Origin of the sequence: Dickeya oryzae (assembly GCF_009372235.1) — a bacterium.
Classification (GTDB): Bacteria; Pseudomonadota; Gammaproteobacteria; order Enterobacterales; family Enterobacteriaceae; genus Dickeya; species Dickeya oryzae.
Window position 1 is genome coordinate 81,548 of sequence record NZ_ML762920.1, and the last position, 23,814, is coordinate 105,361.

General features: G+C 50.1%; 22 protein-coding genes and 1 other annotated feature. Of the genes, 8 read left to right on the forward strand and 14 right to left on the reverse strand.

The genetic code is table 11. The features are described from left to right. The first annotated feature begins 60 nt into the window (after positions 1-60). Positions 61-954 (forward strand): aromatic amino acid DMT transporter YddG, encoded by an 894-nt coding sequence (gene yddG, locus FAZ14_RS00365; RefSeq protein WP_153507858.1) that lies wholly within the window; start codon positions 61-63, stop codon positions 952-954. A gap of 74 nt (positions 955-1,028) precedes the next feature. Then, positions 1,029-1,487: a nitrous oxide-stimulated promoter family protein gene (locus FAZ14_RS00370; protein ID WP_071602845.1), complete on the forward strand. Its 459-nt coding sequence runs from the start codon at positions 1,029-1,031 to the stop codon at positions 1,485-1,487. An 18-nt stretch (positions 1,488-1,505) separates the two neighbouring features. Here the strand turns inward: FAZ14_RS00370 and ihfA are convergent, their stop codons facing one another. The 14 genes from ihfA to icd form a co-directional block, all read right to left on the reverse strand. Next, positions 1,506-1,805 (reverse strand): integration host factor subunit alpha, encoded by a 300-nt coding sequence (ihfA, locus tag FAZ14_RS00375; RefSeq protein ID WP_012769674.1) that lies wholly within the window; start codon positions 1,803-1,805, stop codon positions 1,506-1,508. A gap of 3 nt (positions 1,806-1,808) precedes the next feature. Beyond that, positions 1,809-4,196: a phenylalanine--tRNA ligase subunit beta gene (gene pheT, locus FAZ14_RS00380; protein WP_153507859.1), complete on the reverse strand. Its 2,388-nt coding sequence runs from the start codon at positions 4,194-4,196 to the stop codon at positions 1,809-1,811. A gap of 15 nt (positions 4,197-4,211) precedes the next feature. Further along, the gene (pheS, locus tag FAZ14_RS00385) at positions 4,212-5,195 is read right to left on the reverse strand and encodes a phenylalanine--tRNA ligase subunit alpha (RefSeq protein ID WP_012884624.1); all 984 of its coding nucleotides are present in this window, start codon (positions 5,193-5,195) and stop codon (positions 4,212-4,214) included. 117 nt (positions 5,196-5,312) lie between these two features. Then, positions 5,313-5,436: a sequence feature (Phe leader region), on the reverse strand. After that, positions 5,387-5,431, reverse strand: coding sequence for a pheST operon leader peptide PheM (gene pheM, locus FAZ14_RS20185; protein WP_106120997.1), 45 nt, complete (start codon positions 5,429-5,431; stop codon positions 5,387-5,389). (Overlaps the previous feature by 45 nt.) A 167-nt stretch (positions 5,437-5,603) precedes the next feature. Next, positions 5,604-5,960 carry a 50S ribosomal protein L20 gene (rplT, locus tag FAZ14_RS00395; RefSeq protein ID WP_012769671.1) on the reverse strand — a complete coding sequence of 119 codons (357 nt, stop codon included), beginning with the start codon at positions 5,958-5,960 and terminating at the stop codon, positions 5,604-5,606. A gap of 42 nt (positions 5,961-6,002) precedes the next feature. Then, a complete protein-coding gene (rpmI, locus tag FAZ14_RS00400) occupies positions 6,003-6,200 on the reverse strand; it encodes a 50S ribosomal protein L35 (RefSeq protein ID WP_016941461.1) in 198 nt (65 codons plus the stop codon). Between the two features lie 96 nt (positions 6,201-6,296). Beyond that, a complete protein-coding gene (infC, locus tag FAZ14_RS00405) occupies positions 6,297-6,839 on the reverse strand; it encodes a translation initiation factor IF-3 (RefSeq protein WP_071526205.1) in 543 nt (180 codons plus the stop codon). Between the two features lie 3 nt (positions 6,840-6,842). After that, on the reverse strand, positions 6,843-8,771 hold the full coding sequence (thrS, locus tag FAZ14_RS00410; RefSeq protein ID WP_016941463.1) for a threonine--tRNA ligase: 1,929 nt from the start codon (positions 8,769-8,771) through the stop codon (positions 6,843-6,845). Between the two features lie 325 nt (positions 8,772-9,096). Further along, on the reverse strand, positions 9,097-9,393 hold the full coding sequence (locus tag FAZ14_RS00415; protein WP_016941464.1) for a YebO family protein: 297 nt from the start codon (positions 9,391-9,393) through the stop codon (positions 9,097-9,099). A gap of 191 nt (positions 9,394-9,584) precedes the next feature. Further along, a complete protein-coding gene (gene kdgR / locus FAZ14_RS00420) occupies positions 9,585-10,376 on the reverse strand; it encodes a DNA-binding transcriptional regulator KdgR (RefSeq protein ID WP_016941465.1) in 792 nt (263 codons plus the stop codon). Positions 10,377-10,585: 209 nt separating this feature from the next. Beyond that, positions 10,586-11,752, reverse strand: coding sequence for an oligogalacturonate lyase (gene ogl, locus FAZ14_RS00425; protein ID WP_016941466.1), 1,167 nt, complete (start codon positions 11,750-11,752; stop codon positions 10,586-10,588). 314 nt (positions 11,753-12,066) lie between these two features. Further along, a complete protein-coding gene (htpX, locus tag FAZ14_RS00430; RefSeq protein ID WP_016941467.1) occupies positions 12,067-12,951 on the reverse strand; it encodes a protease HtpX in 885 nt (294 codons plus the stop codon). A gap of 494 nt (positions 12,952-13,445) precedes the next feature. Further along, positions 13,446-15,614, reverse strand: coding sequence for a sensor domain-containing phosphodiesterase (locus tag FAZ14_RS00435; protein ID WP_153507860.1), 2,169 nt, complete (start codon positions 15,612-15,614; stop codon positions 13,446-13,448). 847 nt (positions 15,615-16,461) lie between these two features. Further along, positions 16,462-17,715 (reverse strand): NADP-dependent isocitrate dehydrogenase, encoded by a 1,254-nt coding sequence (icd, locus tag FAZ14_RS00440; protein ID WP_012884613.1) that lies wholly within the window; start codon positions 17,713-17,715, stop codon positions 16,462-16,464. 131 nt (positions 17,716-17,846) lie between these two features. Between icd and rluE the strand changes: the two genes are divergently transcribed. The 6 genes from rluE (at position 17,847) to phoP (ending at position 23,809) form a co-directional block, all read left to right on the forward strand. After that, entirely contained in the window at positions 17,847-18,473 is a 627-nt protein-coding gene (rluE, locus tag FAZ14_RS00445) for a 23S rRNA pseudouridine(2457) synthase RluE (RefSeq protein ID WP_029456356.1), read from the forward strand. Further along, entirely contained in the window at positions 18,466-18,924 is a 459-nt protein-coding gene (locus FAZ14_RS00450; protein ID WP_016941471.1) for an NUDIX hydrolase, read from the forward strand. Before rluE ends, FAZ14_RS00450 begins: the two co-directional genes overlap by 8 nt. 188 nt (positions 18,925-19,112) lie before the next feature. Beyond that, positions 19,113-20,225, forward strand: coding sequence for a tRNA 2-thiouridine(34) synthase MnmA (gene mnmA / locus FAZ14_RS00455; protein WP_153507861.1), 1,113 nt, complete (start codon positions 19,113-19,115; stop codon positions 20,223-20,225). Positions 20,226-20,682: 457 nt separating this feature from the next. After that, positions 20,683-21,321 (forward strand): high frequency lysogenization protein HflD, encoded by a 639-nt coding sequence (hflD, locus tag FAZ14_RS00460; protein ID WP_038926304.1) that lies wholly within the window; start codon positions 20,683-20,685, stop codon positions 21,319-21,321. A 198-nt stretch (positions 21,322-21,519) separates the two neighbouring features. Further along, on the forward strand, positions 21,520-22,887 hold the full coding sequence (gene purB / locus FAZ14_RS00465; RefSeq protein ID WP_016941474.1) for an adenylosuccinate lyase: 1,368 nt from the start codon (positions 21,520-21,522) through the stop codon (positions 22,885-22,887). A gap of 253 nt (positions 22,888-23,140) precedes the next feature. Further along, complete coding sequence (phoP, locus tag FAZ14_RS00470; RefSeq protein ID WP_012884607.1) at positions 23,141-23,809, forward strand: two-component system response regulator PhoP; 669 nt, start codon at positions 23,141-23,143, stop codon at positions 23,807-23,809. Positions 23,810-23,814: the final 5 nt, after the last annotated feature.

The following is a 23,814-nucleotide window of genomic DNA, read 5'->3' on the forward strand; positions in this document are numbered from 1 at the left end:
GGCATCTGCCCGCTTTCTTACCAGGTGATAATCAATAACCGTGATAGTCGATAATCATTAATGATACCCATAACCCCTCGTCGCGCTACGCTGGCTGGCTTGCTGGCAATCGTACTCTGGAGCACTTCTGTCGGGGTGATTCGTAGCCTGACCGAAGCATTAGGTGCGTTAGGCGGTGCCGCCATGATTTACACCACCAGCGCGATATGCTTGCTGTTGTTCGGACATCGCCCCACCCTTCGTACTCATGCCAGGATCTACCTGCTACTCGGCGGAGCTTTGTTCGTTAGCTACGAAATCTGTTTTTCGTTGTCGATTGGGATGGCACAAAACCGTCTGCAGGCCATGGAACTGGGAATGATTAATTACCTGTGGCCTTGCCTGACCATTCTGTTTTCGCTGTTTATCAATCAACAAAAAAGTCGACTGTGGCTGTGGCCGGGTCTTGCCCTTTCAATAGCCGGTATTCTGTGGATTCTGAAAGGTAACGGTGACTGGACTCCCACTCTGATGTGGCAAAATGTCAGCACCAACCCGCTCGCTTATTGCATGGCACTGGCCGCAGCGCTGGTCTGGGCGTTGTACTGCAATATCTCGCGCCGTTTCGGCAATGGCAAAAGTGGCATCCTGCTGTTTTTCATCGTTACAGCGGTGGTGTTGTGGGGTCAATATCTGCGCAATGACGCGCCGGCATTCTCTTTTTCGATTCGCACTCTACTCGAATTGCTCTTTATCGGCGCTTCAACGGCATTGGCCTATGCCGCGTGGGATACCGGTATTCAACGCGGCAACATGGCATTACTGGCAACGGCGTCTTATTTTACCCCGATACTAACGACGCTGATGGCGGCTCTGTGGCTACAAACCACGCCTTCAGTAGCATTCTGGCAAGGCGTTATCATGGTGACCTTGGGGTCTCTGCTGTCCTGGCTGGCAACACGCAGAGCACCTTAAACGGCGACAGGATTGTGTTTCTCGATTAAAATGCATCTGTTATGCAACTTAATGATCACCATGGGAGCACAGTAATGTCTTCTTCCCCCGGCAAACGTATTCAACGGGAAATCCGTACCATTCAGGCGATGATCACGTTGTATGAGCGTGCCTTTCCAGCCCCAGTCGATGACACAGATTATTATGTCAGGCTACAGGACTACGCCTTAAACCGGCTAGAAAAATGTTACTACGGGGAAAACAAACCCGCCTGCAAACAATGTCCGATCCATTGCTATCAGCCTGCGAAACGAGAGGAAATCAAGGTTGTCATGCGGTGGGCTGGACCAAGAATGCTTTTGTACCATCCGGTACTGGCAATCCGGCATCTGTTAGACGACCGTAAACCAGCACCTGCCGCGCCGCAACGCCCGCGCACAATGGTCCGACAAAAAACTGTAGTCCGGCAAAAAGCAGTCCAGAACGAAGTAGTAAAAAGGCCTGAATCGACTACTACATTTTCAGACGATTCTGTAAAAGGAAAAGGCCGCTAATGCGGCCTTTTTGTCAAATCAGGACTCTTTGGGTGACGCGTTTTCCACTCTGCTCTTTAATTTCTGCCCTGGACGGAACGTAACGACCCGACGCGCCGTAATCGGAATATCTTCGCCGGTTTTTGGGTTACGTCCCGGGCGCTGGTTCTTGTCCCGCAAATCAAAGTTGCCAAACCCCGACAACTTAACCTGCTCACCATTTTCCAGAGCGCGCCGTACTTCTTCGAAAAACAACTCGACGAGCTCTTTGGCATCCCGTTTGCTGAGCCCAAGCTTTTCAAACAGGTATTCAGACATTTCAGCTTTAGTAAGCGCCATAGGTTAATCCCTCAAGGATGCTTGGAATCGCTGTTTTAGTGCTGCTACACATTGCGCAACGGTAGCGGCAATTTCCTCTTCTGCCAGTGTACGAGCGGTATCCTGCAATACCAGACTGATAGCAAGACTCTTATACCCTTCCGCTACGCCCTTGCCCCGGTACACGTCAAATAAGTTTACGCCAACTAACTGATTTGCGCCAACTTTCTTGCACTCGTTCAAAACATCGCCAGCAGGCACGCTTTCAGCCACTACCACAGCGATATCACGACGGTTTGCCGGGAAACGAGAAATGTCCGCCGCCTCTGGCACCACACGATCAGCGAGCTTATCCCACAGCACTTCAAACACCACGGTACGACCGTTCAAGTCCAGCTTACGCTCCAGTTCCGGATGAACAACACCGATATAACCGATACGCTCGCCAGCCAGATAAATAGCCGCACTCTGCCCTGGGTGCAATGCTGAGTGGCTCTCTGCGCGAAACTCAATCGCAGACAGTTTCCCAGTTAATGCCAATACCGCTTCCAAATCGCCTTTCAAATCATAGAAGTCAACGGTCTGACGTGCCAGATCCCAATGCTCTTCGTAGCGAGTCCCTGTGATAACCCCTGCCAGCATAGTTTCCTGACGCACGCCCAAGTCAGCGCTCAGGTCTGGAACAAAGCGTAAACCGCTCTCAAACACACGCAGACGGCTTTGTTGACGGTTCTGGTTATACACCACCGCCCCCAACAACCCACTCCACAGAGACAGGCGCATAGCGGACATTTCTACCGAAATCGGGCTCGGCAGAATCAATGCCTGCTCACCGGGATGAATCAGCGACTGAATTTTAGGGTCAACGAAGCTGTACGTGATCGCTTCCTGAAAACCGCGATCCACCAACAACGTTCTCACACGCTTAAGCGTCAGACTCGCCTCGCGATGTTGCGTCATCTTCAGCGGCGCTTGAGTAGGAATATTCGGAATGTTGTTGTAGCCGTAAATACGCGCCACTTCTTCCACCAAATCTTCCTCGATAGCCATATCGAAACGCCAGCTCGGTGCAACCGCCTGCCAGCCATCAGCCGTTTTCGTCACCTGACAACCCAGACGGTTAAGAATATCGCTGACTTTCTCATCGGAAATCACATGACCAATCAACCGATCCAGCTTATCGCGACGCAACGTAATGGTCGCACGTGCCGGTAAATCTTTTTCACTGGTCACATCTACGACCGGGCCAGCGTCACCGCCGCAAATATCCAGTAGCAGACGCGTCGCACGCTCGATTGCCTGATACTGCAATGCCGGGTCCACACCACGCTCATAGCGATGTGATGCATCTGTATGCAAACCATAACGGCGGGCACGCCCTGTAATCGACAGCGGATTAAAATAGGCGCATTCCAGCAGCACATCTTGCGTGTCACCATTTACGCCAGAATGTTCACCACCGAAAATCCCACCCATCGCCAGCGCTTTTTGATGATCGGCAATCACAAGTGTATCCGCGCTCAGGGTAGCATCAGTGCCGTCCAGCAGGCGCAGCGTTTCCCCTTCTTTCGCCATGCGAACCACAATACCGCCTTCCAGACGATTAAGGTCAAACGCATGCATCGGCTGGCCGAGTTCCAGCAAGACATAGTTAGTGACATCCACCACCGGATCGATGGAGCGGATACCACAGCGGCGCAGTTTTTCACGCATCCACAACGGCGTAGCCGCTTTCACATTGATACCTTTGATCACTCTCCCCAAATAACGCGGGCATGCGTCACTCGCTTCAACCGCAATGGGGAATTGATCGGTAATCGTAGCAGGCACCGGCTCAGTCGTCGGCACCACCAACGCCATCGAATTTAATACCGCAACGTCACGCGCCACACCCAAAATGCCCAGACAATCGGCACGATTAGGGGTTACGCTGATCTCAATGGTATGGTCATCCAGTTTCAGGTATTCGCGGATGTCGGTACCCAACGGCGCATCGGACGGCAGTTCGATAATGCCGCTATGATCGTCGGAAATGCCCAGTTCGGAGAAAGAACACAGCATGCCTTCAGACGGTTCGCCACGCAGTTTGGCTGCCTTGATTTTGAAATCGCCCGGCAATACTGCGCCCACCGTGGCTACTGCCACCTTGAGCCCTTGACGGCAATTCGGCGCACCACAAACGATATCCAGCAAGCGCTCACCGCCAACATTCACCTTAGTGACACGCAATTTGTCCGCATTGGGATGCTGCGCACACTCCACGACTTCCCCGACGACCACACCATGGAAGGCACCTGCGACCGGCTCGACGCCATCCACTTCCAGGCCTGCCATCGTGATTTGTTCAGATAAGGCATCGCTGCTGATAGCTGGGTTAACCCATTCCCGTAACCAGAGTTCACTGAATTTCATCTTGATATTCCTGCCTTATTTAAACTGTTTGAGGAAGCGTAAATCGTTTTCGAAGAAGGCGCGTAAATCCGTCACGCCGTAGCGCAGCATGGTCAGACGTTCCATCCCCATACCGAATGCAAAGCCGGAATACACTTCCGGATCAATGCCGACATTACGTAACACGTTTGGATGCACCATGCCGCATCCCAATACTTCAAGCCATTTGCCGTTTTTGCCCATCACATCCACTTCGGCGGAGGGTTCGGTAAACGGGAAGTAGGACGGGCGGAAACGCACCTGTAAATCTTCCTCAAAAAAGTTGCGCAGAAAATCATGCAGCGTTCCCTTCAGATTGGTGAAGCTGATGTTTTTATCCACGATCAGCCCTTCCATCTGGTGGAACATCGGGGTATGTGTCTGATCGTAATCGTTACGGTAGACACGCCCCGGGGCGATAATGCGGATCGGCGGCTGCTGTTTCTTCATCGTACGAATCTGTACACCGGATGTCTGTGTACGCAGCAGGCGGGTCGCATCGAACCAGAACGTGTCATGGTCAGCGCGCGCCGGGTGATGCCCGGGAATATTCAATGCATCGAAGTTATGATAGTCGTCTTCGATTTCCGGGCCTGATGCCACGGCAAATCCCAGTTCGCCAAAGAAGGTTTCAATGCGATCAATCGTTCGGGTAATCGGATGCAGACCACCGTTTTCCATCGTGCGACCAGGCAGAGAGACATCGATGGTTTCCGCTGCCAGACGGGCATTCAGTTCAGCATTTTCCAGCGTTTGCTTACGCGCATTCAGCGCGTCCTGTACTTCCTGCTTCGCCTGATTGATCACCGCGCCCGCGGCAGGACGCTCTTCAGCAGGCAGCTCGCGCAGCGAGGTCATCTGAAGGGTTAAGTGACCTTTTTTGCCCAGAAACTCGACGCGCACATTTTCCAGTGCGGCGACGTCTCCAGCCTGTTCTATGGCTGCTCTGGCTTTAGCAACCAGTTCTGCGAGATGTTGCATTGCATTCCTCTTCTTCTGCCTGTATGGCCGACAATCATGATTGGAAAGATACGGTTTTCAGTGCGCCAAACGTAACTATGCCTACGAATTATGACTACGAATTAAGAAATCCGAACCAATAAAAAAGCCTCCACAGAGGAGGCTTAGGCGCTACTTTTCGTTTCTCTTCTTACGCGCAAAGCCCCCGATGTTCAGGCGCTAAAGTAAAAAAAGAAACGGAAAATAGCAGCGTTCATACTTGCGTTACCTTTTGCTGTCATTGCTGATGCGTTATTACTCTCTAAGCTGTTGACAATATACCAATTTCGCTCGTTCTGAAAGTCTTTCATCTACGATCGTGGAACATTGTCGGCTTTTTCACGGCGGCAAAGACGAAAAGAGGGAGACTAGCTCCCTCTTCCATCTGACTTACGCCAGAGCTGATTTCGCTTTTTCAACCAGTGCGCTGAAAGCCACTTTGTCGAATACGGCGATGTCAGCCAGAATCTTACGGTCGATTTCAACAGAGGCTTTTTTCAGGCCATTGATGAATTTGCTGTAAGACAAGCCATTCTGGCGGGCTGCTGCATTGATACGTGCAATCCACAGCTGGCGGAACTGACGTTTACGCTGACGACGGTCACGGTAAGCGTACTGACCAGCTTTGATTACTGCCTGGAAGGCAACACGATAAACGCGCGAACGGGCACCGTAGTAACCTTTCGCTTGTTTCAGGATCTTTTTGTGACGTGCGCGAGCAACCACACCACGTTTTACGCGAGCCATATGCTCTCTCCTAAAGTCTTAATTCTGAGTTAAAAAAGTTACTTATGCGTAAGGCAGACATGCTACAACCAGGCCCAGATCGCCTTTGGAAACCATGGCTTTCGGACGCAGGTGACGCTTACGTTTAGTCGCTTTTTTGGTCAGAATATGACGCAGGTTAGCATGCTTACGCTTGAAACCACCACTGGCGGTTTTTTTGAAGCGTTTAGCGGCGCCACGTACAGTTTTAATCTTTGGCATTGTTATTTCCACTTCGCATTGTTAAACAATGAATCAGATAAGGCGAACAAAAACCGCGCTACGCGAAGGCAGCGCGGACATTGTTACTTGAATGCCTTACTGTTTCTTCTTCGGTGCCAGCACCATAATCATCTGACGCCCTTCGATCTTGGTTGGGAACGACTCGACGACAGATAATTCAGTCAGATCATCACGAATGCGGTTAAGCATTTCGATACCGATCTGTTGGTGCGCCATTTCACGACCACGGAAACGCAGTGTGATCTTGGCTTTGTCACCATCTTCCAGAAAGCGAACCAGGTTGCGTAGTTTGACCTGATAGTCGCCATCATCGGTACCAGGCCGGAATTTGATTTCCTTGACCTGAATAACTTTTTGCTTCTTCTTCTGTTCTTTAGTGGCCTTACTCTTCTCGTAAAGGAACTTGCCGTAATCCATGATTCGGCAAACCGGCGGTTCGGCGTTCGGGCTGATTTCAACTAAATCAACACCTGCTTCCTCAGCTTTCTCTAACGCTTCATTCAGGCTAACAATACCAATCTGTTCGCCATCAACGCCCGTCAGACGTACCTCTTGTGCGCGAATTTCTCTGTTGATGCGATTAGGACGCGCCGGTTGAACTCGTTTTCCGCCTTTAATACCTTATTCCTCCAACTGATGAAGACTACGGCTGCGAATCTCTTCTTGCAGCTTCGTGATTACTTCACTGACGTCCAAGCTTCCCAGATCTTTGCCGCGGCGGGTGCGAACAGCGACTTTTCCTGCTTCCACCTCTTTATCGCCACAAACAAGCATATAGGGAACACGCCGTAAAGTGTGCTCGCGGATTTTAAAGCCTATCTTCTCATTTCTCAAGTCCGCTTTAACGCGAATGCCCGCATCTTGCAATTTTCTTGTCAATTCGCTGACATAATCAGACTGGCTATCCGTAATATTCATGATAACAGCCTGAACCGGTGCCAACCAGGTCGGGAAGAAACCGGCAAACTCTTCGGTCAAAATCCCGATAAAACGCTCCATCGACCCGAGAATAGCCCGATGAATCATGACGGGGACCTGACGCTCGTTGTTTTCGCCGACATAAGATGCACTCAGACGGCCTGGCAACGAGAAGTCCAACTGTACTGTACCGCACTGCCAGGCGCGATCCAGACAGTCATGCAACGTAAATTCGATTTTCGGACCGTAGAACGCGCCTTCACCCGGTTGATACTCAAACGGGATAGCATTTTCAGTCAATGCAGCAGCAAGGTCTTCTTCAGCCCGGTCCCACATGTCATCACTGCCGATACGTTTTTCAGGACGCGTTGACAGTTTCACCACGATTTTCTCGAAACCGAAGGTGCTGTACATGTCGTAAACCATCTTGATGCAGCTGTTTACCTCGTCACGCACCTGCTCTTCGGTACAGAAGATATGGGCGTCATCCTGCGTAAAGCCGCGTACACGCATCAAACCATGCAGGGAACCTGACGGCTCATTACGATGGCAACTGCCGAACTCCGCCATACGCAACGGCAGGTCACGGTAGGATTTCAGCCCCTGATTGAAGATCTGCACATGGCCTGGGCAGTTCATCGGTTTGACACAATATTCACGGTTTTCAGACGACGTCGTGAACATGGCTTCTTTGTAGTTTTCCCAGTGCCCGGTTTTTTCCCACAGCACTCGGTCCATCATGAACGGACCTTTAACTTCCTGATACTGGTATTCTTTGAGCTTCATGCGCACAAAGGCTTCCAGTTCGCGGAAAATCGTCCAGCCATCGTTGTGCCAGAATACCATACCCGGCGCTTCTTCCTGCATATGATACAGGTCTAGCTGCTTACCAATTTTACGGTGGTCACGTTTGGCAGCTTCTTCAAGGCGTTGCAGGTAGGCACCTAACTGTTTCTTATCCGCCCAGGCGGTACCATAAATACGCTGCAGCATTTTATTTTTGCTGTCACCGCGCCAGTAGGCACCGGAGGTTTTCTGCAGTTTAAAGTGGTGACAGAAACGCATATTCGGTACGTGCGGGCCACGGCACATATCGATATATTCTTCATGATGGTACAGCCCAGGGCGATCATCATGGCTGATATTCTCATCAAGAATCGCCACTTTATAGCTTTCGCCACGCGCCACAAACGTATCACGCGCTTCCTGCCAACTGACTTTTTTCTTAATAACGTCGTAGTCTTTGCCAGCCAGCTCATGCATCCGCTTTTCAAGCTGTTCCAGGTCTTCCTGTGTCAGCGTATGCTCCAGATCAACGTCATAGTAAAAACCGTTGTCGATGACCGGGCCAATCGCCATTTTGGTATCCGGCCACAATTGCTTGATAGCATGTCCCAGCAAGTGCGCACAGGAATGGCGAATAATTTCCATCCCCTCTTCGTCTTTGGCGGTGATAATGGCCAGTTGTGCGTCAGATTCAATCACATCAACCGCATCAACCAATTCACCATTAACGCGACCGGCAATACAAGCCTTCGCCAGGCCAGGGCCGATATCCAGCGCGACATCAAGAGGAGAAACGGCATGGTCATAATGACGCTGACTGCCGTCAGGAAGCGTAATAACAGGCATGTAAATTCCCTTATTTGCAGTGGTGAGCCACACGAAAGCCCACATACAAAAGATAATTGTGTTTGATATAGAAGGTCGGAGAGAAAGGATTTAACCCACAATTGTTAAATCAGTCCCATCCTGTTGACAGGCAACATGGTGACGGCCACCGCACGGTATAGCGGGTCAGCAAGATACGCCAATAATAGCCCGACGGCGTAGAGTAGCACCATGCTCCGGGCGATGCCACCCGTTGGGCCAAAACAGGCGGCAGATAATCGATAAATACCAAAGCATTCAGACGGAGTTAGGTACATTCGGCTGTATATCGCCACACATCGAACGCTTACCGTTCAGGGATCATATCCTTGAACAAGGTGTCCACTTCGCTTTCTTTAGTTTCAGGCAATACTGGCTGTTCCGTCACCGGTTCTACGCTCTGTGGCTCTGTTGCCGTTACCGGTACCAGCGCTTGCAGTAGCGCGATTTGTTGTTGCTGCTGTTCAACAATCTCATGCAACAATCTTATCTGCTCATTGGCCCGGACACTGGCACGATTGATAAAGAACCACACCAGGATCACCAGCAGTACAATCAATGCGACAAAAACCACTTCCAGCATGTCTGAAGCAAAACTACTCATGTCTAAAAACCTGTTACATAACCTGACTCAGGCGCGCATTCTAGCACTGTGCCGCCAGACAATTCGACAGTCATACCGCAATTCCCCAGTTGAAAAGCAGGTTCTGCCCATAAAAAAGCCTGTCACTGGGACAGGCTAATAGCCAGAGCCTGGTAACGTACCCTACTCTTTATCAGAAAGGGCAACGTGTATCAGAACGGGTAATCGTGGTAACCCATTTGATCAGAAATATTGCGCGCCGCAGTATGCAACATAGCCACATACTCATGCTTATTATCTTCTGAAAAACGAATCGTCGGAAAGGAAATACTCAGACCGGCAATCACTACGCCAAAACGGTCAAAGACCGGAACAGCGATACAGCGCAGCCCTTCCTCCTGTTCTTCGTTGTCTTCACCGAATCCTTGCTGACGAACCAGATCAAGTTGTGGCAACAGTTCTTCCGTACTACCGATAGTGTGCACGGTACTCCGCTTGAACTCTACATTCGACAGAATGCCTTTAACCTCTTCACGATCGCGCCAGGCCAACAATACCTTACCAATCGCGGTACTGTGCAGCGGGTTACGGCGGCCAATGCGGGAATACATGCGCAGGTTGTACATAGAGTCAATTTTATGGATATAGACAATACTGTCTTCATCCAGCGCGCCGAGGTGGATAGTTTCGCGTGTTAATGCGGACAACTCACGCATTTGAATATCTGCACTGCGAATCAAGTCCACATTCTGTAATGCTTTCGCACCCAGTTCGAACAATTTCAGCGTCAGTGAATATTTCTCTGACTCACCTTCCTGAGCAACATATCCCAGCGATTTCATCGTCTGCAGGAAGCGATAAACCGTACTTTTAGACATCATCACACGTTGTGATAGTTCAGTGATGCCAATTTCACGCTCTTCGCCTAATGCCTGCAAAATACCAAAAACCTTTAAGACTGACGACACGGAATCGGGTTGTTTATCTAAATCTGCAATAGCCATTTTTTTGGTTACCCTACTCAGTATTTTTGTTTTAAAAAAAATAGAACACTTGTTTTAGTATAAAGGGAACGCTCTGAATATGGCAATCAGGCATTACTATAACAGACAACATGATTAAATATTGCCCACTGCAATAGTACTGCCGGATTAATAATATTATTGTAAAGCGAAAAAAACCGCGCCCTTGGTGGGCACGGTTGCAGGTACTGTTAGTGCCAGACAGAATCAGGCACTTTGGCCAGATAGAGCGCCGGTTTACCATCAACATCCGACGTAAACAGAATATGTTTATCGTCCGGTGTGAATGATGGATGCGGATGCGTCACCTGACGGTCGCCTTCCAGTACTTCCCATGACGTATTGTGTTGTGCAACCTGGAAATGTTTCCCAGTCTTCATGTTGAACACATACAAGAAAGGATCGTTTTCAATCTTGTAGCCACCGTCATCTTTCACATCTACGGGGGCGTTGCAGCCATCCCCGACCATTAACGTGCCATCATAGTTACTCATCAGATGCGAGCACGGCGGCATTTCTGTCAGTTGACGGTTTTCCAGCGTAACGGGGTCAACACTGCAAATAAAGCGGTTAGTGCTGCCTTTCAGATAAGAAACATAAGCCAGTGCAGAGCCATTCGGCACCCAGAATTCATGAGTACAGCTTTCACCTGGCGCATGCTCTTTCACTTTGCGCATGTTGGTACCATCTTCATTGATAAACCACATGCGGGCATCCACCAGGTCATGCGGGCCTTCGTGACAGAAGGCGACCGTATTATCGTCACCAGGACGGTAAATCGGATGACCCAACCATTGTTTTTCCTGCAAAATAGTCGTGGCTTCACCGGTTTTAAGGTCGATACGAATGAGGCGGCAGCATGGGTTGGTGAAATAGAACTCCTGGAATTTTTTCCAGTCAGTCAACGGCTTCCAGTCTTCTTTTTTGATCTCGATTCCCACCATCTTGGTGCAATCAGAGTTGGCGACCCAGGTACCGTATCCGACCCAGTCATCCGGTACCTGATAGATATTGGTTTCTTCCAGTGTGTTAAGATCAACGCGCATCAGGTTGCGGACATTCTTCACATAATACAGTGCGTCATCGTTCGGAGACAGGAAGCCGCCAAAGGTATTGTCGCCAGTACCTTCGGTCAGTTGAGTAGCCTGCTGAGTTTTCAGGTCTAACAAATAATAGTTCCACGGTCCATCAAATGCCCCGCCAAACAGCAGTTTGCTACCATCATTGGAAAAACACTTCTGGTAGAAGTAGTTGCGGTGGCAGATGACATCAGGAGGGGTGAGACGCACCACTTCGGTGCCGGTGACTGAATCCTGGTAGGAATGGAACGTAAAAGAAAGCTTTTTACCTTTGGCCATCCGTAAATCCTTAGCGCTTATCGTGAAAAATCAGACGCCGCCAGGTGAAAGAACCTGTCACTCCGGCAAATCGCCTTGTTATACCGGTATTGTAGAAACAATGTTTCATTTTTCCGTGATCGCGGTTTTATTTTATAAAACATTCTTTCGCTTTTCACTGACTGTTTGCGTTTGCGCAAGATTATTTTGCCAGACAGGACGCCGGATAAGACGGCGGTACACGGACTGATTACCAGAAAAAACAAAGGCCCTACAGGGCCTTTGTACATAAAACGCTCTCATTGAACACGTGCACGTTGATTAGTGCGCGCGGACTATTTGAGGTACTCACCAGAACGCAACGCCTCAATACGTTTGTCCAGCGGCGGATGCGACATGAACAATTCGCTAAGAGACTTGGACTTACCGTTGATACAGAATGCCATCATGCTACTGGCCTCCTGCGGTTCATAGCTGGTTTTCAGGCGCTGTAACGCAGCAATCATTTTCTCGCGGCCAACCAGTTTCGCCGAACCGGCATCAGCATGGAATTCACGATAGCGGGAGAACCACATGGTGATGATGCTGGCCAAAATACCAAACACCAGTTCCAGCACCATGGAAACGGCCATATAAACCAGTGGGTTACCGTTGCCACTCTCTTCGCCATCGTCACGGTTACCAGAAAGAAAACCGGTCACAATTTGCGCAATGATGCGTGAGATAAAAATAACGAAGGTATTCACTACACCTTGTACCAACGTCATCGTGACCATGTCACCGTTAGCGATGTGACTGATTTCATGAGCAATAACCGCTTCGGCCTCGTCACGGCTCATATTCTGCAATAACCCGGTGCTAACCGCGACCAACGAACTGTCGCGACGTGCGCCTGTCGCAAATGCATTGATATCGGGAGCATGATAGATAGCAACCTGTGGCATGGCGATACCCGCCTGCTGAGACTGCATCCGCACGGTATCCAGTAACCAGCGCTCGGTTTCATCACGGGGCTGTTCAATCACCTCACCGCCGACGGAGCGCAGCGCCATCCATTTAGACATCAGCAGCGAAACAATCGACCCGCCGAAACCAAACACACCGGCCATGATAATCAAGCCTGCCATGCTGTTGTGCTGGACTCCCGTCAGGCTGAGTACCAGCCCGAATACCACCATCACCGCCAGGTTGGTGAGCAGGAAAAGCGCAATACGCATCATATAATTAAGATTTCCTCTTTCAGCAAAAGCAACAAAAGTGTTTGCAACAACCACATCGTATGGGCTGCTTCGTCATTTTCAAGCATCCATAACCTTTATGTTACCAAATTAACATAACTTTACACTTTTACTCAGGCTTAATTTGGATAAAACAAGGAAATTGCATGCTCAGAGCATGAATTATCTCTAAACCTTATTTGGGTAGGATATCTGGCAGAGACATATAGTTTGCGTTCAATATCAGTCAGATTAGTGCCTGACTGATGCGCAAATGGTGATGTAAGTAAATATAACGGATTTTATAGTGGAGGAATGTTCATCCTGTTAAGATCCCCCGCCCCAGCCCACCATCCCTGCTAAAACGGTATGGTTAATGGCAGCAATACAGAGACTGTCTGCCGCTTTCGCACTGAACCATACTGGTGACAAAAAATGCCCCGGTCTTATTCGCAATTCACTGACAGGCCGATTCGGCTACATCGCCTCATGAAGCATCACCCCAGAGGCGTATCCTCCAGATCGAGCAATTTCTCGAACTCCGCTGCCGGCATCGGCCGACCAAACAGATAGCCCTGAGCCTGCTCACACCCTTTATTAAGCAGTCTTTCACACTGATCCTGCGTTTCCACGCCTTCGGCGATCACATCCAGACCAAAGCTTTTTCCTAAATACAGAATAGCGCGAACGATTGCCGCATCAGGTGCCGATTCACACATGGCACGCACGAAGGTCTGATCGATTTTAAGCCGGGTAACCGGGTAATGTTTCAACATACTGAGTGACGCATAGCCTGTGCCATAGTCGTCAAACGCGATGCCAATACCGCTATTACGCAACTCATTGAGCGGCTTCATCATATTCTCGTCATGTCGCAATATGATGTTCTCTGTAATTTCCAGCTCCAGCGCACTGGGTTTAAGGCCGGTTTGCGCCAGCACATCCCTGATTTTCTGCGCCAACATGCCCGAGCGGAACTGCGCTGCAAACAAATTGATGCTGATCCGGAAATTTTTTGCCCCAGCGCGGCACCAGTCGGAGGCCTGCTGACAGGCTGAGCGCACAACCCAATCGCCAATACGTTCCGCCCAAGGTCCTCGCTCCAGCGCTGACATAAATGCCGCAGGGCCCAACAGCCCTTTATAGGGATGACGCCAGCGTAGTAACGCCTCCGCTCCCACAATCTTGTTATTGACCATATTGACCTGAGGTTGATAGAACACCTCAAACTCCTCCTGCTCATACGCCCGGATAAACTCCAGTTGAAAGGCATGACGGGCCTGAAAGACTTCTCTCAACTCACGGGTAAAGAAACGATAGCAGTTTCGTCCGTCGGCTTTCGCCTGGTACAACGCCAGATCAGCACTGGTCAGCAAGTCCTGTACAGTGGTTCCATGTGCCGGGTACATGACTAACCCAATACTGGCGCTGGTGTTGATTTGTTTGTCGTCAACCGGAACGGCTTGCGAAATATCATGGATGATTTTTTCCGCCAGTCTCGCGACCTGCTCTTCATCGCTCTGATTTGGCAACAATATCGCGAACTCATCGCCCCCCATACGGGCGACCAGATCGCCGGAATGAGCGTTGTCCTGCAGTCTTCTTGCTACACTGGCCAAAATTTCATCACCACTGGCATGGCCTAGACTGTCATTGATATCTTTAAAGCCATCCAGATCAATAATCATGATGGCGGCAGGTTCACCGTTTTTTAGCACCTGATCCAGCGTAGACGTCAGCAAGGTACGATTCGCCAGACCGGTAAGCGGGTCACGGTGTGCCTGCAAAAAGAGCCGCTCCTCGTAACGCTGCCTTTCCGTCACATCACGCAGGATGATGCCATAACGTGTCTGGTTATGATCCCGCCACATGGATACTGTCAACTCTGTTGATATCAATGTGCCAGACAGTGCACGGATTTCCAGATCAATTGTGCTGCCTTTAAAAATTGCGGTTTTATCTGTCGCCAGATGGTGCAACTGCACAACAAACATATCTGGGACGATGATGCTGATGTGCTCACCGATAATCTGGTCGCGGCTGTATTCCAGCATTTTTTCCGCAGATTCATTCCAGAAAGTGATAGTCCCTCTGTCATTGACGCACAAAATGGCGTCCGGTGACGACTCGGCAATGCTCTCAAAACGAGCCTGGCTGGCCCGGCGCGCTAAATCCAGCCGCCGCATTTCCAGTTTGTCCATCACCAACGCGGCAAAATCCTGCAAGTTATGCGCATCACGGGCGCTAAGAGAAGAATGGGGTTTGTTGTCGATGATGCACAACACACCGATCGGAAAGCCGTTCGGTGTTCGAAGTGGAATACCGGCATAAAAACGGATGTGCGGTTCGCCAGTGACCAGAGGGTTATCTCTAAAGCGGGGGTCTTTGCGCGTATCGGGGATCACCATGATCCGTTTCTTGAGAATCGCATGAGCACAGAAGGATTCGTCTCTGGAGGTTTCGCATATCGACATGCCTATACTGGCAGCAAACAGCTGTCGCTCTTCTTCTACCAGTGAAATCAACACGATAGGGACGTTAAAAACGTTAGCTGCCAAATTGATCAGATTATCAAAACCAGGATCAGACAGCGGTTTACTAATGCCGTACTCTCTTAACGCCGCAAGTCGGCTTTTCTCATCTTTATTTGCTGGGGCTCGACTCATGGGGGTTCCCCTCACATTATCCATTGTTTTTTTTGTCAGAAAAAATTGTAGCCTGTTGCCGCGACGGCACTTACCGTAACTTTCCACGCAAAAAAAATCATCGACGAATAAAATCCATCGATATCTTTCGATTAAATTTAAAACGATAACTGGCTACTATCCCTCTTTACTCTGTCTCTTCCCCATGCCAGGGAGCTCATCGTTCATGCAAATTACCGGCCAGCGCCAACAGAATAGCAAAATGCCGACGAGGAGGAAGACCCTGATTCCAACATTTTCAGAGATTCTCTGCTTTTAATAAAAATAGCGATAAACGCAAGTGGTTAATTATTCTAATAGATCGTTATTCCCAATCATCAATCAAAACTTGATAACTTATCGCTATAAATGTTTATTATCGGTAACTTTCCATAGCCAACCAATCACCGGATATTTTTTCTCCGAACGGTCAAATACTGGAAAAGACTTTTTCATTAAGGGAATCGACGTATAAAATCAAAACAACAATTAGCTGACTGATGATATATCAACCTCAGTTTCTATTCTGACTCGATGTCAAAACGGGCAACAAAACAAATCACTATTCGTCCTCTGGTGTTATAACAACCAAGTATCGACAATGAATTCGGATAAAAAGCATCAAAAACGAGAAGAGAATGTAAAGTGACGGTTCAAAATTGATAGCACAAAAAAGCGAAGGAGGAAAAAGTAGAGTGTAATAACCGTAAAATTAATAAGGTCTACAAGGGAATACATCGGAGAGACTGCACGAATCGTACATCGCCAGAGATAAAAAAACCTCACGGAAGCCTGACCACCGTGAGGCTTGGTGCGATGTCGCCATCGGTTACATGTTGCTGATGATATCCTGAGCGAATTCGCTACATTTACGCAGCGTAGCGCCTTCCATCAGACGTTCGAAGTCATAGGTGACCGTCTTGTTCCTGATAGCGCCTTCCATCCCTTTCACGATCAGGTCAGCGGCTTCAAACCACTGCAGGTGGCGCAGCATCATCTCAGCAGACAAAATGACCGAACCTGGGTTCACTTTGTCCTGACCAGCATACTTCGGTGCCGTACCGTGAGTCGCTTCAAACAGTGCACATTCGTCACCAATGTTAGCCCCCGGAGCGATACCGATCCCGCCGACCTGCGCTGCCAGCGCATCAGAAATATAGTCACCGTTGAGGTTCATACAAGCGATGACATCATATTCGGCCGGACGCAGCAGGATCTGCTGCAGGAAGGCATCAGCAATCACATCTTTAACGATGATGTCTTTGCCGGTTTTCGGGTTCTTGATTTTCACCCACGGCCCACCGTCGATCAGTTCGCCGCCGAACTCTTCGCGAGCCAGCTGGTAACCCCAGTCTTTGAACGCGCCTTCGGTGAACTTCATGATGTTGCCTTTGTGCACCAGCGTGACAGAATCGCGATCATTGGTGATAGCGTATTCAATAGCAGCACGAACCAGACGCTTGGTCCCGGCTTCGGAACACGGTTTTATACCGATACCACACTGCTGCGGGAAACGGATTTTCTTCACACCCATTTCGTCTTGCAGGAACTTGATGACTTTGTCCGCTTCCGGTGTGCCAGCTTTCCACTCGATACCGGCATAAATGTCTTCAGCGTTTTCACGGAAGATGACCATGTCAGTCAGTTCGGGTTGTTTCACCGGGCTCGGCGTACCTTCATAGTAACGAACCGGACGCAGACAGACGTACAAATCCAGTTGCTGACGCAGTGCCACGTTTAAAGAGCGGATACCACCACCTACCGGCGTAGTCAGCGGCCCTTTGATAGCAACGCGATATTCGCGGATCAGATCCAGCGTTTCATCTGGCAACCAAACATCTTGACCATACACCTGAGTGGATTTCTCACCGGTGTAAATTTCCATCCAGGAAATTTTGCGCTTACCCTGATAGGCTTTGTTTACCGCGGCATCGACAACGTTAATCATGGCTGGCGTAACATCAACACCGATACCGTCACCTTCGATGAACGGAATGATCGGATTAGCAGGCACGACCAGTTTACCCTGGGCGTCAACCGTGATTTTTTGCCCTTCTGCCGGTACAACTACTTTACTTTCCATTAACCTCTCCTTCGAGCGCCATTTTGTTAATGACTTGTAAGATGCGTGTCAATACTACTTGAATATTTAGCCTGAGCCAATCACAAACCATTTCGAGTATAATGTTTTTGTCATTCACAGCCAGTAATAAGATGAATAAATTCCCTGTTAGAAATCACCAACTTAAACGATTCAGCTCTCGACCAAAAAAAAATGAGCCTGTCGTCGTCACCCAAAGGCGCATCGTCTTGCTCAATAAACCGTTCGATGTGCTTTCTCAGTTTACCGATGAAGGCGGTCGCGCCACGCTGAAAGACTACGTTCCCTTTCGCGATATCTACGCTGCCGGGCGGCTCGATCGGGACAGCGAAGGCCTGCTCATCCTGACTAATGACGGTAAATTGCAGGCACGGCTGACCCAACCCGGCAAGCAGACCCCCAAAATTTACTATGCCCAGGTCGAAGGCATTCCCGATGAAGATGCGTTGCGTGCCTTTCGCACCGGTTTGGTGTTAAACGATGGCCCTACACTGCCTGCGGGCGCAGAACGTGTAGATGAACCCACCTGGCTGTGGCCACGCCAGCCACCTATCCGCGAACGTAAAAACATTCCGGTGAGCTGGCTAAAAATCACACTCTATGAAGGCCGTAATCGTCAGGTAAGACGGATGACGGCGCATATCGGCTATCCGACACTGCGTTTGATTCGCTACAGTATGGCTAACCACACTCTTGATGGATTACTCCCCGGCGACTGGAAGGAGATTGATCATGTTTAAACCGCATGTAACCGTGGCCTGCGTTGTTCAGGCAGAAGGCCATTTTCTGGTGGTGGAAGAAGAAATCAACCATCGTCGGCTATGGAACCAACCAGCAGGGCACCTAGAAGCAGACGAAACGCTGATTCAGGCAGCTCAACGGGAGCTGTTCGAAGAAACCGGCATCCGAGCCATGCCACAACATTTTCTGCAGCTTCACCAATGGATCGCACCAGATAGCACCCCTTTTCTGCGCTTTAGCTTCACGATTGATCTACCCGAACGGCTCCCAACCACGCCGCACGATAGCGACATTCTCTGTTGCCACTGGTTGAAGCCGGAAGAGATTCTTCAGGCATCGTGTTTACGCTCGCCATTGGTGGCCGCCAGCCTGCATTGTTATCAGCACGGCCAGCGTTATCCGCTGAGCCTGTTGGAAGCGTTTAACTGGCCATTTCCCATCCCTGCCTGATATCTTCCGGTTCGCCGTTTAGCCAGCGGCGGACCCGTTCCACCTGAAAGCCGATTTTCAGGTATCGCGCTATCAGATCAATGACGCGCAAGAAAATGTGTGATCACGATAAATGTGTTAACCTATCGCGCTTATTTTCGCTTTAACGCTTTACACCACCTCACTGAGTTTGAGTTCGCGAGATGTCCATGTCAGATAACAGCCAGAAAAAAGTCATTGTCGGTATGTCCGGCGGTGTTGACTCATCGGTATCCGCCTATCTGTTGCAACAGCAAGGGTATCAGGTGGAAGGCCTGTTCATGAAAAACTGGGAAGAGGATGACGACACGGAGTATTGCTCCGCCGCCACCGACCTGGCCGATGCGCAAGCGGTCTGCGACAAGTTAGGCATAACGCTACACACCGTGAATTTCGCCGCCGAGTACTGGGACAATGTTTTTGAGCATTTTCTGGCGGAATACCGCGCAGGTCGTACGCCTAACCCGGATATTCTGTGCAACAAAGAAATCAAATTCAAAGCATTTCTGGAGTTTGCGGCCGAAGATTTAGGTGCCGACTACATTGCTACCGGCCATTATGTCCGCCGTCAGGATATCGACGGTAAAAGCCGTCTGCTGCGTGGTCTGGACGGCAACAAAGACCAGAGCTATTTCCTTTATACCCTGAGTCACCAGCAGGTGGCACAAAGTCTGTTCCCGGTGGGTGAGCTGGAAAAAACCGAAGTGCGGAAAATCGCCGAGCAGTTGGACCTGGCAACCGCCAGGAAAAAAGACTCGACCGGCATCTGCTTTATTGGGGAGCGCAAGTTCCGTGACTTCCTGGCTCGTTACCTGCCAGCCCAACCTGGCCCTATCTTATCTGTAGACGACGGTAAGGTGATGGGTGAGCATCAGGGGTTGATGTACCACACGCTGGGGCAACGCAAAGGCCTCGGCATTGGTGGCGTTAAAGAAGGCGGCGATGACCCGTGGTATGTGGTTGATAAAGATGTCGCCAGCAACGTGTTGTACGTCGCACAAGGGCATGAACATCCCCGCCTGATGTCCGTTGGCTTGATTGCACAACAACTCCACTGGGTTGACCGCGAGCCGCTGAGCGCACCGCTGCGTTGCACGGTAAAAACCCGCTATCGTCAGGCAGATATCCCTTGTTTGCTGACACCGCTGGATGCAGACCGTATCGAAGTCCGCTTTGACGAACCGGTCGCCGCTGTCACGCCGGGCCAGTCCGCTGTGTTCTATCAGGGTGAAATCTGCCTTGGTGGCGGCATCATCGAAGAACGCCTGCGTATGGTGCCATAATCGGTTCACACCGCACTCGACCAGAGGAGCCTCAACGCTTCTCTGGTTTTCTCCTGACTTTTCTCTTCTGATTTCCCCTTTTCTTTCCTGTTTGCTGTCCTTTTTTGTTGTATTACTGATGCGTTTTGCCATTCATCCCTTCCCCCTCCTCGTTCTTCTGTAGCTGATGACACCAAATAAAACACCGCGTTGGCACCTTTTTCGTTGTCGTGACACTAAACTTTGCAGTACCGAGTGATCAGGGTGAGCGATTTGCAATCCGTGCCGGGTTTTGCCCGGTTGTGCTTGGGTTCATCCTGATTTTTATGGCATGATCATCGCCTTTTTAAGCTATGTGAGTGCAAAAGCTGGAGATGTGCGCCAGTTTTTAACTTTTCTGCTGGGGAGAAATGGTCGTGCAATCAGTATCGCCATTTCGCACCCACACAGCGGCCAGATGATGTTGACAGGAGTAATTGTGGCTAAAAATTATCATGACATTACGCTGGCAATGGCAGGAATCTGCCAGTCTGCTTATTTGGTGCAGCAACTCGCGCATCAAGGCAGTTGCAATACGGATGCATTAAAAACGTCACTGAAAAGTATCATGAGTATTAACCCATCCAGTACGATGGATGTGTTTGGCAACGCGGAACAGCATCTGAAAATGGGTCTGGAAACGCTGTTGGGGATCCTCAACTCGTCACGCGAAGGTCTGGGCGCTGAGTTATCGCGCTATACGTTTAGCCTGATGGTGCTGGAGCGCCGCCTGAACAATAACCGGGCCGCACTGGACGAATTAGGTAACCGTATCAATCAGTTGGACAGACAACTCGAACATTATGACCTGCTCTCAGACACGTTTATTAACGTACTCGCCGGTATTTACGTGGATGTCATCAGCAAACTGGGCCCGCGTATTCAGGTAACCGGCGCGCAAGATGTGCTAAAAAGCCCGCAAGTTCAGGCGAAGGTACGTGCTGTACTGCTGGCGGGGATCCGTGCTGCCGTACTGTGGCAGCAAGTGGGCGGTAGTCGACTACAGTTGATGTTCTCCCGTAGCAAACTGGTACGCCACGCACAAGAGATACTGAGCCGCTGTCACCATTCCCCCTGACAGAAACACCACCTCATTGATGGTGGCTGCTTATTCCGGTTCAGCCACCGTCATGAGATACTAGTCACCAGACGATGCTGTTTGTCATGCGCTGTTGTTACGATGCGCGGTTATTTGCCATGAAACGCGATTCGTCATGCGATAGGATGGCGATAATCTCTGTTATTTATTTGAAAACAATCCCAGGAGTTGCTTGCGATGGAATTATCCTCACTGACCGCCGTTTCCCCCATTGATGGACGCTACGGCGATAAAGTCAGCATGTTGCGCACTATTTTCAGCGAATACGGTTTGCTGAAATTCCGTGTGCAGGTTGAAGTACGTTGGCTGCAAAAACTGGCGGCCTGTGCAGAAATCAAGGAAGTTCCTGCATTTGATGCCGACGCAAACGCTTTCCTTGACAAGATTGTCGCTGAATTTAGCGAAGAAGACGCCGCGCGCATTAAAACTATCGAACGTACCACCAACCATGACGTCAAAGCGGTGGAGTATTTCCTGAAGGAAAAAGTGGCGGCGGTTCCGGCTCTGCACGCTGTGAATGAATTCATCCACTTCGCCTGCACGTCTGAAGATATCAACAACCTGTCCCACGCGCTGATGCTGGATGCCGCTCGTCGTGACGTCTTGCTGCCGTTCTGGCGTAATATCATCGATGCCATCAAGCAACTGGCGCAGCAGTACCGCGATATCCCGCTGTTGTCCCGTACCCACGGGCAGCCCGCCACACCATCGACTATCGGTAAAGAATTTGCCAACGTCGCCTACCGCATGGAACGTCAATTCCGCCAACTGCAGCAGGTGGAAATCCTGGGTAAAATCAACGGTGCTGTCGGGAACTATAACGCCCACATGGTGGCGTACCCGGCGGTTGACTGGCACCAGTTTAGTGAAAGCTTCGTCACCTCACTGGGTATTCAGTGGAACCCCTACACCACACAGATCGAACCGCATGACTATATCGCCGAAATGTTCGATTGCATCGCCCGTTTCAACACCATTCTGATCGACTTTGACCGCGATGTGTGGGGTTACGTGGCCCTTAACCATTTCAAACAGAAAACCATTGCCGGTGAAATTGGCTCTTCTACCATGCCGCACAAAGTTAACCCGATCGACTTCGAGAACTCCGAGGGTAATCTGGGGCTGGCTAACGCAGTCATGGGCCATCTTGCCAGCAAATTGCCGGTATCACGCTGGCAGCGTGACCTGACCGACTCAACGGTACTGCGTAATCTCGGCGTGGGCGTAGGCTATGCCGTTATCGCTTATCAGGCATCCCTGAAAGGCATCAGCAAGCTGGAGGTCAATCGCGACCACCTGCTGGATGAACTGGATCACAACTGGGAAGTACTGGCTGAGCCGATTCAAACGGTAATGCGTCGTTACGGTATCGAAAAACCTTACGAGAAACTCAAAGAACTGACCCGTGGCAAGCGAGTAGACGCGGAAGGCATGAAGGCGTTTATCGACGGGCTGGCGCTGCCGGACGATGAAAAAACGCGTCTTAAGGCATTAACACCGGCCAATTACATCGGTCGTGCCATCAAACTGGTTGACGAACTTTAACCTTATTTCGGGCGATATCACCGTCGCCCGACCTATTTCCTGCCCTACCGTTTAGCCCCAGTTGAGCACGATTGTGGATAATGCTGACGAACCTTACATCTATGAGGTATTTTTGTCGTTGGCTATCCTAAATGACGGTAAACGCGCCGGTAAGCACAGCAAGACCTGTACAACGCGTTAACAGTTCTCTAAGTTTGGATAATTCACTAAGTTTGGATCGTTCTTATCAGGCAATGGACCGAGGAAAACCGTCATGCGTATTCTTGTGATTGAAGATAATGTTCTGTTACGCCATCACCTGAATGTCCAGTTAAATGAAATGGGACACCAGGTTGATGCAGCAGCGGACGCAAAAGAAGCGGATTATTTCCTTCAGGAACACGCGCCAGACATCGCGATTGTCGACTTGGGATTGCCGATAGAAGATGGCACCAGCCTGATCCGCCGCTGGCGCTCGCATCAGGTCAAATTGCCAATTTTGGTTCTCACTGCTCGGGAAAGCTGGCAGGAAAAAGTCGCGGTTCTGGAAGCGGGTGCTGACGATTACGTCACCAAGCCGTTTCACATTGAGGAAGTCGTCGCACGCATGCAGGCGCTGATGCGTCGCAATAGCGGCCTGGCCTCTCAAATTATCAGCCTGCCGCCCTTTGAAGTGGACCTGTCACGTCGAGAATTGCTGGTGCATGGTGAGCCGGTCAAACTCACCGCGTTTGAATATACCATCGTCGAAACGCTTATCCGCAATAACGGTAAGGTGGTCAGCAAAGAGTCACTGATGCTACAACTGTATCCCGACGCAGAGTTGCGAGAAAGTCATACCATCGACGTATTAATGGGTCGGCTGCGCAAGAAACTACAATCTGCCAACTCCCATGATGTTATTACCACCGTTCGCGGACAGGGTTACCGCTTCGATATCTAAATTCT